Raw genomic sequence first — 15,504 nt, forward strand, 5'->3', positions numbered from 1 at the left:
AACCACTCTAAAAAGAAAAAAGACGCGTAGATGGGAAAAATAATTTCGTTGGCAAATCAGAAAGGAGGAGTTGGTAAAACCACCACAACAATTAACCTGGCCGCCAGTTTGGCTGTGCTCGAGCAAAAGGTGCTGGTGATTGATGCCGATCCGCAGGCAAACGCAACTTCAGGATTGGGATTTGATGTGAACAATGTGCAATCGAGCATTTACGAATGCATTGTTGATGATGTGGAAGCAACCAAGGTAACACTGAAAACACAGATCGAAAACCTGGATCTTATTCCGTCACACATCGATTTAGTGGGGGCCGAAATTGAAATGCTGAACATGCCCAACCGCGAAAAAGTGTTGAAAAACGCGATTGAGCAATTAAAAGAAATTTACGATTTTATTTTTATCGACTGTTCTCCATCGCTGGGCCTGATCACGGTAAATGCGTTAACAGCTTCCGATTCGGTAATTATTCCGGTTCAATGCGAATATTTCGCGCTCGAAGGTTTGGGCAAGTTGCTCAACACGATTAAAATTATTCAGAACCGTTTAAATCCGGAACTCGCTATTGAGGGCTTCCTGCTTACCATGTACGATGGTCGGTTGAATCTTTCGAACCAGGTTTACGAAGAAGTGAAGCATCATTTCCAGGAAATGGTTTTTGAAACTGTCATTCAGCGGAATGTAAAACTTAGCGAGGCACCAAGTTACGGTAAGCCGGTGGTGTTGTACGATGCCAGCTCACGCGGCGCGATCAACCACATGAACCTGGCGCGCGAGATTCTGCAACGCAACGAAATGACCCAGATGTCGAAAGATAAAAACATAGTTATTAATTAAGTTATTTATGATGGTTAAGCGAAACGCACTGGGAAGAGGACTCGGAGCACTTATCGATGACGCCGAAAAAGTGCAGAAAGGAGCCGGAATTAGCGAGGTGGGACTGAGCAAAATTGAAGCAAATCCATTTCAGCCGCGCTCGAAATTTGATGAGGAAGCGTTAAAAGAGCTTTCATCTTCCATCAAAGAAATCGGGCTTATTCAGCCCATTACACTACGAAAGGTTGCCGAAGATAAATACCAGATCATTGCCGGTGAACGCCGTTTCAGGGCATCGCAAATGGCAGGCATGGAAACTATACCGGCTTACGTTAGGAAAGCCAAAGACGATGGCATGCTCGAGATGGCGTTGGTGGAGAACATCCAGCGCGAAGACCTCGATTCCATCGAAATAGCATTGAGCTACCAGCGTTTGATCGACGAACTGGAATACACCCAGGAAGAGTTGAGTTCGCGCGTTGGGAAAAAGCGCTCGACCATTGCCAATTACTTGCGCTTATTAAAGCTACCTGCCATTGTTCAAAAAGGACTGATTGATAAAGAGATTTCAATGGGGCATGCCCGCGCCATTATAAATATCGACGATCCGGATACGCAGATCGCCATTTACGAGCAGATTGTAAAACACGCTTATTCGGTGCGTAAGGTTGAAGAACTGGTGCGTAACCTCAGTTCAGAGGAAGATCCAAAAAGCACTAAAAAATCACCAAAGTTCCCAAAAGCTTTCACGGGGGTTAAAAAGCAACTCGATCAGGTTTTCAATACCCGAATCGATTTTTCGATGAACGAAAAAGGAAAAGGGAAAATCACCATTCCGTTTAAATCGGAGAAGGATTTGGAGCGAATTGTTAAAATAATTGAAAATCAAAAATAAACTTTAACTTTCAGCTCATTACGCTGCGTATTTTCTATTTTTGCGCAAAATTCTTAGTGTGAATAAAGGGAACTTATCTTCCAGAATATTAGTCCTGTTACCTGTCCTGTTTCTTTGTCTCGCTGCAAAGGGCCAAAACCTAGAGGTAGATTCTGCGCGCATTGTCGAGATGGATCAGCAAATGGAACAGCAGCAGGAAGAGGTACACTCGCCAAAAAAAGCTACTCTTTATTCGGCCATTCTTCCGGGACTGGGGCAGGCTTACAATAAAAAATACTGGAAAATTCCACTGGTATATGCGGGTTTCGGGACCTTGGGATATTTTATCTACTGGAACAATGATAATTACCAGATCATGAAACAAGCGTACAGCGATTTTACTGACGATGATCCGGAAACCAATTCCCACCTCGATCTGGATGGGGCACAATATTACAACCTCGATAAGGAACCTGATGCTACCAACTTTAAAACCAATGTGGCGAAACAACAGGATTATTACCGTCGAAACCGTGATTTGCTGGTAATTTGTACCGTTGGGTTTTATGGCCTGCAAATTATTGATGCCAGTGTGGATGCCCACTTTTTCGATTTCGATATGAGTGATGATCTTACTTTTAACTGGCAACCTGTTATGAGTTCGTTTAATCGCGAAACCATTTATGGTATTAACTGTACATTTACTTTTTAAAATGAATAGATACTTACTTTTAAATATCATCCTTTTTATTTTTTCGGTGAACACCATCGCACAAGTTCAGGATTCGATTCCTGTTGACCTGGCTGAACTTGATACCTTCGCTATTGATTCGGTGGAATCGGATTCCATCAGCGACGAAATGCTGGAGTTGGACGATGCTATGAATGAAATTTTCTCCGAGCGGATGGACAGTCTTTTTCATTCGTGGGAAGTTCAGAATCGTTTTGATTTCGACAGTTCGGAGGTGGTTTTCAATTCGTTTCCGACCAACATTTCTGATTCAGTTTATATGGAGCGCCTGCGAGATATCGAGCAAGTTGTAGACTTTTCGTACAACAAGGTTGTTAAGCGCTACATTCAAATGTATACCGAAAAGAAACGCGACCTGGTGGAAGTGATGCTGGGCTTGTCGGCTTACTATTTTCCGATTTTCGAAGAGACTCTCGACAAGTACGACATGCCGCTTGAGATCAAGTACCTGGCTATTATTGAATCGGCGCTGAATCCAACCGCGCGATCGAGAGCAGGTGCCAATGGATTGTGGCAGTTTATGTATGGGACTGCTAAAAACATGAAGTTGGAGATTACCAGCTTTGTCGACGAGCGTCGTGATCCGCTTAAAGCAACTGATGCAGCTGCACGCTATCTTAATCGATTATACGACATTTACGGGAACTGGCACCTTGCCATTGCAGCCTACAACTGTGGCCCGGGAAACGTGAATCGTGCCATCCGTCGATCGGGAGGGAAAACCAATTACTGGGAAATTTATTACCGCCTGCCACGCGAAACCCGTGGTTATGTTCCGGCTTTTATTGCCGCAGCCTATACTTTCGAGTATCATAAAGAACACAATCTGGTACAGAGATATCCTGATATTCCACTGTCGGTTGATACTGTAATGATCAGCGATTACCTGCATTTTAACCAGGTGGCTGCCAAGCTCGATATCGATAAAGAAGAGTTGCGGGCGCTTAACCCGATGTACCGCCGCGATGTGATTCCAGGGAAAGCAAAGAAGCCTTATCCTTTGGTTTTACCAAATTCAGTTATTCTTGATTTTGTAGACAAAGACACCACCATTTTTGCTTTCGAACGCGAGAAATATTTTCCGAACAATACTTTGATGGATCCGACTAGTACCAGCTATTTTACGCCTGCAGATATCAAGGGGAAAGATAAAGTGGTTTATACCGTTAAATCGGGCGACAATGTTGGTTTTATTTCATCATGGTTTCATGTTCGGGCCTCCGATCTGCGCTATTGGAACAACATTCACCGCGATATTATTCGCATCGGGCAAAAGCTGGCTGTTTATGTTCCTGAAGGACAGCTGGCAAAATATGAAAAGCTGAATTCGATGAGTTTTGCTGAAAAGCAGGCTTCCATTGGTAAATCGGTTAAACCGGCAGCACCCAAAAAAGTAGAGCCGCTCGATCCAAATTACGTGTATCATACCGTTCGCAGGGGTGACACCATTTGGGACATTGCCAAGCAGTACGCCGGCATTAGCTCCGACGATATAATGAAACTCAACAACCTCACTAACGATCGTGGTTTATATGTGGGCCAAAAGCTCAAAATCAAAAGAAAAGGGTAGGGATTAACTCAAACCAACACATTCGTCGGGTTTCTAGTCACCAACATTCTGCATGAAGTCAGGAAATCCAGTGGCAGTCCAGTTTACAACCCGGGCGCGTGTGGCACGGTTCGGATCGCTCAGTTCGTGGCCGATTATGTCCTTGTAATCACGCGCATGGTAGATCATGATCACTTTTTTTCCGTCTTCGGAAGTTGTAAAAGAATTATGGCCGGGACCGTAGCGTTTTAAATCAGGATTGGTAAAAAATACCGGGCCTGGCGATTTGTTCCAGTTCGCCACATCCAGCAGATCAGTGGTGTCATCGGTCCATAACAAACCCATGCAATAATTGTGATTGGTAGCGCTCGCTGAAAAGGCTACAAATATTTTTCCGTTACGTTTGATCACTGCGGGTCCTTCGTTCACATTGTATTTTATTCGCTCCCAGTTAAATTCAGGGACGGTTAAAATCACTTCCGGTCCGGTTAGCGTGGTGGGCGATGACATTTCGGATAGGATCAGTCCGGTACCATCGCCTTTTCTTTGTGCCCAGATCAAATAGCGTTTGCCTTTGTGTTCAAATGTAGTTGCATCCAGCGAAAAGGAATCATCCTCGGTAATAATCCTGCCTTCTTCTTTCCATTCACCTTCCATCGGATCTTCCGATGAATTAGAAAGCACATACATCCTAATGTTCCAGATGTCTTCTGCATCGCCCGCAGCAAAATAGATGTACCATCTACCATCGATTTTATGCAATTCCGGTGCCCAGATGTGAGCTCCCATTTTGCCGGTTTCATGTTTGTGCCAAACCTCTTTTTCTTTGGCTTGCTTTAATCCGTTTATACTTTCTGCTTTCCGGATAACAATACGGTCATAAGCGGGAACAGTGGCGATGAGATAGTACGTTCCATCCGGTGTTTTATGTACCCATGGATCAGCGCGTTGTTCCGCAATGGGATTGTCGAATTTATATTCCTGCGCATAACTTTGGAGCGCAAAAAATGAGATGATAGCAACTAAAATCAGAAGTCGGGTAAATTTCATGATGTATTAATTTGTTCAGTAAAGTTCAAATATAAGGATTTTCAAATATGAAGAAGCCTTGTTTTTTAGCTTCGTATAATCTGTCCTAAAAAATCACAAGGTGAGTTCAGAATTCGACCGAAAATTTCTTTATTTCTATGCAGTTTTTTCTTTTTTTCTGATTCGAATAAGTGCAATCAAAGCTATTATCATTACGGCTTCAATGGAAAGTAAGATCAGTTTACCGGTCAGGTGATCGGCTATTCCAATAAAAACGAAATGAAATAAACTTGCAATTATCATCAATACCAGAATAATCGGATAGATTTTATCCCAATCGAGAAACATGCCAATAATCAGGATCGCGATCAATTCGGGAGACATGGCACTCATATTGCCATTTTCGTAAACAAACAAATCCTGACGGGTTCGTATCAATATCGACATTGCAATTAAACCGGAGGCTATCAGAATTCTTAAAAGATTATATGTAATTGTTTTTCCGTGAGATTGATGGGAGGAATCCGTGATTGTTGAGTTCATGCTAAGTCAGGTTTTATTTGCTTATTTTTTCAAAATTATCTTCCACGATTGTTGCCCGGAACGAACGATATAGAATCCGTTTGCGAGGTCTTTCAGGTTTAATACCGTTCTGTTTTCGCTTTCTGAAAAATTTGACTTTTTGACTGCAACAATATTTCCTAAAGCATCATGAATGGTAAAAAGCTGATTAGCTTTTAACCCGGTTATGTACACTAAACCATCAGAGCTTGGAACCGGGTAAACCTTAGTTTGAACATTTGCGATAGGATAGGGTACATCTACCGTTTCTGATTGGAAGTATTTCTCGGCAAAGGCAAAAGCATCCAGTCCTATTTTGGCGCCCAGAATTCGTCCGGGAATATCGTCGCAGGGAGGATGGATTCCACCCCAGATGCGGGAAAGGCTGCACTGATCTGAAGCATCGCGATAAGTGGCCCACTGCAACACCACATCCTGACTGGGGCCTTCTTCAAATACAAGGAATTCGTTTTTTTTGGCAACGAATTCTCCAAGTCCACCCGGAAAGTATTCACTGCCCGTCAATGCCGTGATCACCTCTGCTGCTGCCCTCGAATAGGTGGAATGCCCTGATACATATCCGGCAAATGGTGGAGTTACAAACGAAGGTCGTTGATAGGGCCACCAGTTTTCGGCCAAAATCCAATCCACACCTGCCTGATCGGTTTCAGTATTATACACATAATTATGTCCTTTCCAGGCAAAAAGTTTTATTTTTCCTACGTTTTCATTCTCCGTTCCGGCCAGCGAATCCTCTTCTTCCACGAGTTCGATAAATCCGTCGATCAATGGAATTCCATCCTGATGATAGTTGGGCAATGACTGATCAGTTGATTGTCCGTTATCGGCCATGTAACGAATGGCAGAAATGGGCCGGATAAAATCGTACCAGCCTTTCACGGCCCAGGCTGCAATGGCAGCATCATGCATAGTACCTCCCAGCGTAAAATACGCTTTCACATCCCATTCCAAAGGATCCAGAATTTCTTCTCCCTTAAATTTCCGTTCGAAATTGGGATGATCGCTAATGTAATTCAACAATACAAACCAGTGTCCGGGAGGTGTTTCTGAGTCGGGTCCATCGGCCCAAAATTCAGCCAGTACACGGGTATAATCTCCCCGGGGAACGATTTGCGGTTCGTAGGGCTGCCCCGAATACGGATTTATTTCCCGGCCGGTGCTGATGTCCCCTCCCTGAAGTAAATCGTAAAAATCATCGTGATTAACTATATTTTTTGGCAGGGAACTAAAGTTAATATTACCAATACTTGCCGGAGAAATATCCCACATCACACTATCAAACGGATCGAGATGCGAACTCCATACCGATACCAGCGAAAAATTCCATTTGTAGAGATCGATATCCGAGCCGCTTATCTTTTGCTGGTTTATATGAGGTGGTGCACCGGGATCGAGGTAAACGGTGTAATCATTTCCTTCGCGGGAAAATACGTTGGCATCTTTCCAATCGAGACAGAAAGCATCGACATCGCCCCACTCCGGACTTAGAAAAGCGGGTGTGTTTTCCGCTGTTACATTTCCTGCCTGATCGATAAAAACATCCAGTTCAAGTGGCTGCCAGCGATTTGGAAAAGCTATTGATGGATTCCCGGGAAGTACAGGAACCAGTGGTTCATTTACCGGATGATAGTATATATTCGCATATTTATTTGCCTCGTTCGATCCGTCGGAAAGTCCGTAATCGATGATGGATTGCCCGATAAAATTTCCAAGTGCTGCTACATTTCCCATGGTATAGTTCGTGGAAGTGTATTCCGAATTGTATCCAAGAATATTCATTAATGCATCCAACTGCTCCTGTGTCTCCTCGTGATGTGGTGAATACTTAAATCGATTGCTTAAGAGCCGGTAAGCTGCATAACTCATGGCCGCATCAATCGCTTTCTCTTTTTTAATCTTTGTTTCAAATCCTTCGAAATAGTTAGTGTAGCCGTGGAGTTCCTTTCCAATAAGATAAGTATCGGCTTCATCGTCAAACAAGGCCCATGCATCATAAAGCGCAACGCTGGTATGAAAAAGGTTTCTAGCGTGAACGGTTGGTCTGGCGTAGTCGTTTCGGATGCCTTCCAAAAGAACTTCATTCCACATTCGGGCAACGGAAACATTATCCGGTGCTTCAGTGGTATTTAGCATTACTTCAAGCTTTACAGGAAGACCATAACATTCATTAATTTCGGTGACTTCGATTTCTCCTTTATCGGCAATTCCCCATCTCACAGTTATGCTGGATTCCCCCTGTCCGTTAATAATTGTTCCGTTCTTAATGCTCCAGTTGTAGGTACTTCCGTTTCTGCCGGGATAAGAATATGTATGTGTGCTTATTATTCCGGCAGAAGTATTTCCGACAATCCCACCGGCCGCATCCAGGTAAGTGCATGAACCATCATCATAAGTTGCTTCAGGATCATAATTGCACGAATTAGGATCGGTACAACCGGGAATTTTCTCGCTTGAGATGTCAAGTACTTCCGTACCTTCATTTTCAACGAGGTGTACAAAAGTATTTACTTGTATTTCGTCGCCGGTATATTTTTCCTTTAGTCCTAATGGCCAAGTAATGGTGAGTTCATCAATTCCAGTATGATCGCCCAGACCAAAATGAACAGGCTGAAGACTCTGTGCCATCAGGCTTGCACCGTGATAGTAACGCGTCAGGACCGTATCTCCCAGGGAGACCCGGATTACGGCTCCTATGCCATCGCGGTTTGAAGTAGTGCCTTCCAGTCCGACCTGAAGCCAGTTTTTGGAATCGACAGGTGATCCATCAATCAGTTGGTTTTCTATCAACTGCAGATTGTCGTCAGTTTTTGAGATGAGGATATCCAGGTCACCATCCAGATCATAATCAAAGGTGGCGAGGCAATTGGAGAAGGATAATTCACCAAAACCATATTCAACACCTTTCTCACTAAATGCTTCCTGACCCGTTTCCGATTGATTCTCGTAGTAACGGTTTTCAGCTTTATTATTAAAGCCGTTCAATACCATCAGGTCAAGATCCAAATCGTGATCAAAATCCCGGAACTGGCATCCCCATGCCCAATCTGTTTTTTCTACGTCCAGATCTGCAGCTACATTTTCAAAAACTCCGGTGGAGGTTTGTTTATACAACGAACTCTCATTGATATTTGTGATAAATAAATCAACCAATCCGTCATTATTAAAATCCGAGAGGGCGATTCCCATTCCGTCCTTTCCTTCATCTTGCAGTCCATAATCTGCCACTTTATTCACAAAAGATTCGCCATTCACATTAATAAAGCATTCATTTGGTGAACCGAAATCCCGTGTGACGTAAAGGTCCTGGTAGCCGTCTTCATTGATGTCCCATGGAACAGCCATCCATGAAGCTTGCCCCGAACCCCCTAAACCCACCTGATCGGTCATTTCAGTAAAAGTACCATCTTGGTTATTCCGGTAAAAAGAACCATTACAGTTAAAAATACTTGTCAGGTACAGATCCAGAAAAGAATCATTGTCAAAATCGAACCACAGAGCATGTGTGTGATAACACTTATCTTCTTCCGGGAAACCTGCTGATGCTGTAACATTAGTGAATGTTCCGTCCTTGTTGTTGTGGTATAATTCGTTGTAGAAAGCGTTTGTTAAAAAGAGATCGGGGTACCCGTCATTATCATAATCGCCCCAGGAGGCACCCATTTTTTCGCCAAAACTGTACAGTCCCGGAACCGGGGTATCCTTGTAATTGTGTGCACTGTTTATCCCTGATCGAGCAGTTACATTGGTAAAAGTTCCATCGTTGTTATTTCTGAACAGATAACTGCTGGCAGTTCTGTTTGTCACACTGTTGTAGCGGGTTACCACAAAAAAATCAAGGTCATTATCGTTGTCGTAATCGGCTACAGCAACGCCATTGTTGTTTGATACCAGAGAGACTTTACTCTGAAGACTGACATCCTTAAAAGGTTGGGAATAAAGGGTTGCCTGAATTGATACAAGTAAAATAAATATTAAAATGAATCGCTGTATCAAAAGAGAGGTTAGGTTCTTATGAGCGTTATTTCTGGACACTTCCCCTTAGCGTTTTTATAAAATTCTTCAGCTACTAAAGTTGGCAAATATTTTTTAATAGCCAATTTTTTACAACAATCGTGTTGATGAAAAACGGAACTATTTTCTTGTATTGTTGTACTTCAGAATTTCAATTGAAATCTAATTTATCTGTCCCCGATCAGAAGCAAAGCATCCTCCCAACCGAGTGGGGTTTTAACTTTAACATCTTTATTTTTGCTGAACTTTCCAGCGCTTTTTCTTTCCCCGGTTTTAGGATTAATCCATTCGCCCGGAAGTTTTGTAGAACCTGAAAGTTTATTTAAATCCAGGCTCACCTCGGAAGGTTCGGAAAGATAAACCAGAATTTGATTCGTTTTAACAGAATTCATTGCAACATTTAAAGAATCTCCTGTTCCTGTTCCTTCAGCAATTATGGATTGATCGGGTGAAAAATCCCACCAGTTTAATGACTGAAAAATCTGATGATACACAGACATACTTTTCGCTCCATCCGAATATATAGCTTCTTTCCAGTCTTGTTTAACGTATTTCAGATTTGATCCAAAGCTCCAGATGTTGGTATTTCCGTAAGTATGCATTCCTCCGGCAAAAGTGGCCCAATAAGCCTGTTTTCTTATTTTGTGTGAAGTAATTGGTTTGGTCGGATATTCGGGCCCGTCTTCATAGGCTCCTTCGCCATGTAATACCGGCTTAACCAATTTATTATTGTAATCTTTCGCAACCATATCATAAATTGTGGTATACGAATCCCAGGTTTGAATCATGTGGAAATCGATCCATGGGGCATTCCCAAAATAATCGGATGAAGAATGTCCGCCGCGGACATGATAGGTCATAAGTGTTTTTGAATAATCTTCTTTTCCCGCTATACTTTCGGTTATGCCCTTTGCCAGCAAATTCCAAATCGTTTTACTCTGATCATTTTCAGCAAGAACATCGCCTCCCATACACCAGATGATGTTGGTTTTATCCTTGTACCTCTTGCCGAGAAATTTGCCGTAACCATACGCATTTTCCACATTAATTAAATTATAGCCATCACCTTCAGCCATATTAAAAAGGGGTACAAATACCAGGTACAAACCATATTTATCGGCTTTATCAACTACATAGTCAACATGATCCCAATAATCATAATCTGCTTGATCATTGTTGTCTTTTCCATCAGTTACTGCAGGTAACATTAGAGTTTCATCAGCAAAAGCTTTGTCACCATAAATATTTTCAAGCTCAGGAACGATAAATGGATTTTTATGCACAACCGCAGCATGTACAACAGAAAATCCTTGTTCGGCTCTTGTTTTAAAGTAGAAATCTATATCCTTGTGGCTTAATTTTTGGAAAAGTCCCCATCCGGTGTCACCCAGCCACAGAAATGGTGTGCCGTCGTGCCTTGCTAAATACCTGCCATTTTCACTTACTGATAGTTGTGCATTCGTGGAATTCACCACTATTAATAAAAATAAAGTGATGAAATACGCGAGTTTAATTAGGCGGTTTTTACCACAAATTGCCAATTTAAAAGTGTTTTTACTGTCGTCTTTAAAAGAAACAGAATAAGGTTCTTCCATCATCGGTTAGTTGGTTTTGGTTATCGTATCAGTTTTTGCAGTTCGTGACATAACGAAGAACTACGTTCATGGTTTCATCATTACACATTAAAAATAGACAATCTATTCCTAATCTCTATTTGTGGAACAAAAAAAGGTTGTACGTACACGCGGGAGAGATAATCGTTCTAGCTGGTTGCTAGTGCTTGTCTGTGATTTTTAGTTCTCCGTTTACGAATTCCACAAAGTATAAATTATTGTAGGTCTCAATTTTTACAGAAAAGTCAGAGGAATGTGCGACATCACCTGAGGGGAACCAGGTTTTCAGGTTTTTATTTACACAGATAAATAAGCCGTTTTCATCGCCCACGGCACAAAAACGTTCAAAGGAGCCATCGTAAATTTCGAGCCCGGTTACGCGGTGGATCGGGGCATAAATCTTTTCGATGTTGTTAACCGGTATTCCGATCTCAGAGATTGACAGGAGGGAACCGGTGTCAAATTTATTGCTGCTGTTCAATCCTAAATTCTTGCGGGCAATCAACTCCACAATGTTTTTGTCCCGATCGTAAAAGTACACGGCCTTAGCATTCCACGCTTCGAAATTTTGTATCTTCCGGTCGCCTTCGTTTAAAACGCTTACTCGCTCTTGCAGCCATCCCAGTGCTTCATCGACCTTGTTCGAGGGTATGTTTATGGCAAAATGATAGGGGGTTGTTTGCACGCGGTGCTGAATAGTGAACCTCGATTCGCCGATCTGAAAAGTGGCACTTTCGTTTGTTGATTCCAGCATGGGCAGTTCGAGCACTTCACTGTAAAATGGTACTTGCTCAGATAAATTAGTGGAGTAAATATTCAGGCTTTTTATTCTCAATACGTTGTGTTTTTATTTGAGTTTTAATGGTATCTGCACATTAAACGATTCGCCTTTTTTTGTCGGATTGATGTTGATGATGGAGCAGGCTGAATAAAGTACCTCTGGATTTCCGTCATCGTCTATCAGCAACTGGGGACGTTCGAGGCGGTTTACTTTTATAGTGTCGCCCGATTGCAGGACTACTTGTTTTTTCATAAAAAACGGCTCGGCCGGTTTGGTCCATTTAATCCCGTCAGTCGATTCCAGGATAGCAAGCCCCGGTTCCTGACCAGTTATTTTACCCGAGAAATCTTTAAATACCGCATAAAATTTCTTGTGCGTTTTGTGGTACCAAACGTAAGGATCTTCTGCCGAAGCAAGTTTCCCATCTTCTGTTCTGAAATCGAAAATAATATCATCGAGCGGTGTAAAAGGCCCCGTTGGTGAATCGGAAAGTGCGACGCCATGCACACCGCGCCAGTTCGTGTCGTAAAGATTACCTTTAAAATACAACAGGTATTTTCCGTCAGTAGGTCGGTAGGTTACTGATGGATTCACAACAATAATATTGTCGGGTTTTGCGGCCGTACCTGCGGGTGAAGGATTTACAATATTATCGGGTTTAACCCGTGTTCGGGGCGACAAAATGGGAGCCTTGGGACGCTTAAAGTTCCCATTCATCAGGTCGTCGAAACTGTTGAATTCGATCACCGCAATTTTTTGATTCTGCTGTACGCGATTACGTTTGTTCAGTTTTTCGCCGGGTGAACCGGGTGGCTGTATACCAGGATCTTTTGAACCGATGAAGTACAGGTAATATTTGTTGTTGAATTTTTTCAGGTGCGGATTCGATACCATCTGAGCATCCCAGGCGGCAGTATCGCCCTCGAGAGCGCGACCAAGTAAAACAATTTTTTTGAATTGAAAATCCCGGTCGGGATAATCAGATACAGCATAAGCCAGTTTTGAATGAAGCACCCAGCCATTGCCAAATTCAGGCAGCGAATCACCACATTCAAAGGTATTGTAGATCATGTGATATTTCCCGTCGTCGCCTTTTACCACGCTGCCACCCCACACAAAACGATTGGGATCGTTGATTACCGATGGGCCAATCAGGATATTTCCGCTAACGGTCGCATCGATGGGCAGCGCCTCTACCTGCAATTCGCCTGACGGTTTATTGCAAGCCGCCATAATCACCATCAGGCCGATTAGAATTGTAACTTTATTATTACTCATGAAAAATTGATTACTTCAGTGAGAATTCTGCCGACACGGTAACTTTAATGTTTTTTATTGGCGAGCTGGTGTTGTGCACACCGTAACCGGCCACTTCAGTTGAGTAAGGTTCGGTAATTTGAAAAACTCCGCTGCGTGCCGAAAGCAATTTGTCGACTTGCAGGTCGGTAGTTGAAACAATCAACTCGGCACGTTCGCGTGCATTTTGTGTCGCTGCTCCCAGCAAGTCTTTTTTTATGTCTTCCAGGTCCGTGCTGAAAAACTCCATTTGTGAATTATCAAAAGCCAGTCCGGCATTTACAAAAACCGCCGGATTGACAGCGATCTGCTCGATTTTTTCCAGGTCGTTCGAGAGCAAGTAAATACGTTGAGTGAGGTTATAGCCAACCTGGCCACCATTGCCATACTCGCCGTTTACCGTAATAGGGAAGACTTTAAATTCGTCGGCGGAAATACCTGTCGATTCCCAAACTTCTTTAAATGAACCGAGCTTTTTGGCCATTAAACGATAACCTTCTTCAGTACCCGACATCGATACGCGCTGCGAAAGTGTTACCGACCATTTCACGAGGTTACTTTCAAATTCGTGTGTGGCATAACCTACCACTTTTACAGTTTGTTGCTGCTGGCGCGATTGTTTGAAGTACCATCCGAAAACGCCAAATGCAAGTACCATGAAAAGGCCCAGGATAACGGCGGTTGAATTTTTCATAACGGAGAAAATTGCTTAATAAAAGTATTTAAACTTAAACGGAAGTGCTTATTGAATGTTGAGCTGATTCTCCAGTCTTTTTATTTCACGTTCCAACTTCTTCTGTTTTTTTATGGCTTTTGAAAGTGCGAATGCATCGCGAACAGCTTCTTTGTCGTAGGTTTCTAGAATAATGTAATAATATTCGTCGCCAAGGAAAACAGCTTTCAAATTCCTGTCGACATGTTGGGCAATAAATTCAATTACCCCATTGTCATTGCCATTCCGGTACGAAACTTTTTCCCATTTGGCATCCATAAAATCGCTGCGATGGTTATCGGGACTGCCGATCGGGATCTTCTCGGTTTTGGCATCTTCGCCGCTGTCGTATACCCTAAGCCCGGTGTGATTTAACCAGTGGTCGCCGTGGTAATTACTACTCAGGTATAATTCGCCGCGTTCATCCAAATGCACCTGAATGTACGAGCGATCCCAGGCACGTTTAAAGGTTTGGCGTTTGTGGATGTATTGCGTGTACCGATCAAATTCGGTCTTTTCCGTCACAAAATTCTTTTTCAGCTCGGCAATAGTAACTTTCAGCGAATCCAATTCCGCTTCGGTGCGTTCGTAAACTACAAAACGCACATCAGTACTTAAATTTTTAGCGGCATTTATTGAATATACGGCTTCGGGGAAAAGCTTGGCAATGCTGTCGAGTTTTTGCAAGGCACCGGTCGTATCCTGGTTTTGAAGCATCGCTTTTGCCTGTTCCAGTTTAACGCGTGCCAGGTCTTCTTGGGAAGGTCCACATGCAGTTACCAGAACAACCAGAAATAATGCGATATATTGAATTGCCTGTTTCATCATAAAATCTTTTTCGCAAAAGTAGTATTTTAGCCCGAGTTCAACGAAAGTGTTCAGCACTTTTAAGGCGGTTTATATGAATACAAATTCCGTACAATTTTTTCGCGATCATCCCGTGGATTCGGATTCTGAAGAGGCACAGCTAATATTGGCAGCCTGGAAAATAAGTAATGCCGAAAACATTGGCAAGATCATTCGCCTGGCACACAATGTTGGTGCGACTCAGGCCTTGTTTGTTCAGGGCGATGAGAATCACCGGCTTTCGAAGATCAAAAAAACGGCTGGTTTTTCTTACGATCAGCAAGCCTGGAGCTTTATTACGGAAAAAGAGTTTGAGACGGAATACCTGCCAAACCATGTTGTAACCGCCCTGGAAACCTGCGATGGGGCCGTTGATCTGTACCAGACCAGGTTGCCCGTCAAAACTATTTTACTGGCCGGCAGCGAATCGCGTGGTATTCCGGAAGAAATTCTGGCCTTAATAAATCATAAAGTATTCATCGCAATGCCCGGTGGATGCAAATCGATGAACGTGTCAAATGCTTTGTCGGTGGCTGCTTTCGAATGGCTGAGACAAACTACTTACTAACTGATCTTCAACATTGTTTTAATAAATATTAATTCCATCGACTAATTGGCCCGAATTGATAGATTTTTTCTACTTTAGC

General features: G+C 42.8%; 13 protein-coding genes. 5 read left to right on the plus strand and 8 right to left on the minus strand.

What is annotated here, in order from left to right:
• The first annotated feature begins 30 nt into the window (after positions 1-30).
• Genes WFY05_RS13375 through WFY05_RS13390 form a run of 4 tightly spaced genes read left to right on the plus strand, consistent with a single transcriptional unit; the run spans position 31 to position 4,008 of the window.
• Positions 31-834, plus strand: coding sequence for a ParA family protein (locus WFY05_RS13375; protein ID WP_340113394.1), 804 nt, complete (start codon positions 31-33; stop codon positions 832-834).
• A gap of 7 nt (positions 835-841) precedes the next feature.
• Positions 842-1,708, plus strand: coding sequence for a ParB/RepB/Spo0J family partition protein (locus tag WFY05_RS13380; protein WP_340113395.1), 867 nt, complete (start codon positions 842-844; stop codon positions 1,706-1,708).
• Positions 1,709-1,766: 58 nt separating this feature from the next.
• Entirely contained in the window at positions 1,767-2,399 is a 633-nt protein-coding gene (locus WFY05_RS13385; RefSeq protein ID WP_340113396.1) for a DUF5683 domain-containing protein, read from the plus strand.
• A 1-nt stretch (position 2,400) separates the two neighbouring features.
• The gene (locus WFY05_RS13390; RefSeq protein ID WP_340113397.1) at positions 2,401-4,008 is read left to right on the plus strand and encodes a transglycosylase SLT domain-containing protein; all 1,608 of its coding nucleotides are present in this window, start codon (positions 2,401-2,403) and stop codon (positions 4,006-4,008) included.
• Between the two features lie 33 nt (positions 4,009-4,041).
• Here the strand turns inward: WFY05_RS13390 and WFY05_RS13395 are convergent, their stop codons facing one another.
• The 8 genes from WFY05_RS13395 to WFY05_RS13430 form a co-directional block, all read right to left on the minus strand.
• Positions 4,042-5,037: a glycoside hydrolase family 43 protein gene (locus WFY05_RS13395; RefSeq protein ID WP_340113398.1), complete on the minus strand. Its 996-nt coding sequence runs from the start codon at positions 5,035-5,037 to the stop codon at positions 4,042-4,044.
• Between the two features lie 135 nt (positions 5,038-5,172).
• Positions 5,173-5,559, minus strand: coding sequence for a hypothetical protein (locus WFY05_RS13400; RefSeq protein WP_340113399.1), 387 nt, complete (start codon positions 5,557-5,559; stop codon positions 5,173-5,175).
• A 21-nt stretch (positions 5,560-5,580) separates the two neighbouring features.
• Entirely contained in the window at positions 5,581-9,591 is a 4,011-nt protein-coding gene (locus WFY05_RS13405) for an FG-GAP-like repeat-containing protein (protein WP_340113400.1), read from the minus strand.
• A 185-nt stretch (positions 9,592-9,776) separates the two neighbouring features.
• Positions 9,777-11,207 carry a glycoside hydrolase family 140 protein gene (locus WFY05_RS13410; RefSeq protein WP_340113401.1) on the minus strand — a complete coding sequence of 477 codons (1,431 nt, stop codon included), beginning with the start codon at positions 11,205-11,207 and terminating at the stop codon, positions 9,777-9,779.
• Between the two features lie 175 nt (positions 11,208-11,382).
• Positions 11,383-12,057, minus strand: coding sequence for a VOC family protein (locus WFY05_RS13415; RefSeq protein ID WP_340113402.1), 675 nt, complete (start codon positions 12,055-12,057; stop codon positions 11,383-11,385).
• Positions 12,058-12,069: 12 nt separating this feature from the next.
• On the minus strand, positions 12,070-13,281 hold the full coding sequence (locus WFY05_RS13420) for a glycoside hydrolase family protein (RefSeq protein ID WP_340113403.1): 1,212 nt from the start codon (positions 13,279-13,281) through the stop codon (positions 12,070-12,072).
• Between the two features lie 10 nt (positions 13,282-13,291).
• On the minus strand, positions 13,292-13,993 hold the full coding sequence (locus WFY05_RS13425) for an SIMPL domain-containing protein (RefSeq protein WP_340113404.1): 702 nt from the start codon (positions 13,991-13,993) through the stop codon (positions 13,292-13,294).
• 48 nt (positions 13,994-14,041) lie between these two features.
• Positions 14,042-14,896 (minus strand): hypothetical protein, encoded by an 855-nt coding sequence (locus tag WFY05_RS13430; protein ID WP_340113405.1) that lies wholly within the window; start codon positions 14,894-14,896, stop codon positions 14,042-14,044.
• Positions 14,897-14,912: 16 nt separating this feature from the next.
• Between WFY05_RS13430 and WFY05_RS13435 the strand changes: the two genes are divergently transcribed.
• Positions 14,913-15,425: a TrmH family RNA methyltransferase gene (locus WFY05_RS13435; RefSeq protein WP_340113406.1), complete on the plus strand. Its 513-nt coding sequence runs from the start codon at positions 14,913-14,915 to the stop codon at positions 15,423-15,425.
• Positions 15,426-15,504 lie beyond the last annotated feature (79 nt).

The sequence above is a fragment of the Maribellus mangrovi genome, assembly GCF_037646455.1.
GTDB lineage: Bacteria > Bacteroidota > Bacteroidia > Bacteroidales > Prolixibacteraceae > Draconibacterium > Draconibacterium mangrovi_A.

Coding starts and splice junctions, on each gene's coding strand:
- WFY05_RS13410 (WP_340113401.1), bottom strand. CDS start 11,207: ATGATGGAAGAACCTTATTCTGTTTCTTTTAAAGACGACAGTAAAAAC.
- WFY05_RS13425 (WP_340113404.1), bottom strand. CDS start 13,993: ATGAAAAATTCAACCGCCGTTATCCTGGGCCTTTTCATGGTACTTGCA.
- WFY05_RS13390 (WP_340113397.1), top strand. CDS start 2,401: ATGAATAGATACTTACTTTTAAATATCATCCTTTTTATTTTTTCGGTG.
- WFY05_RS13375 (WP_340113394.1), top strand. CDS start 31: ATGGGAAAAATAATTTCGTTGGCAAATCAGAAAGGAGGAGTTGGTAAA.
- WFY05_RS13435 (WP_340113406.1), top strand. CDS start 14,913: ATGAATACAAATTCCGTACAATTTTTTCGCGATCATCCCGTGGATTCG.
- WFY05_RS13380 (WP_340113395.1), top strand. CDS start 842: ATGATGGTTAAGCGAAACGCACTGGGAAGAGGACTCGGAGCACTTATC.
- WFY05_RS13395 (WP_340113398.1), bottom strand. CDS start 5,037: ATGAAATTTACCCGACTTCTGATTTTAGTTGCTATCATCTCATTTTTT.
- WFY05_RS13420 (WP_340113403.1), bottom strand. CDS start 13,281: ATGAGTAATAATAAAGTTACAATTCTAATCGGCCTGATGGTGATTATG.
- WFY05_RS13400 (WP_340113399.1), bottom strand. CDS start 5,559: ATGAACTCAACAATCACGGATTCCTCCCATCAATCTCACGGAAAAACA.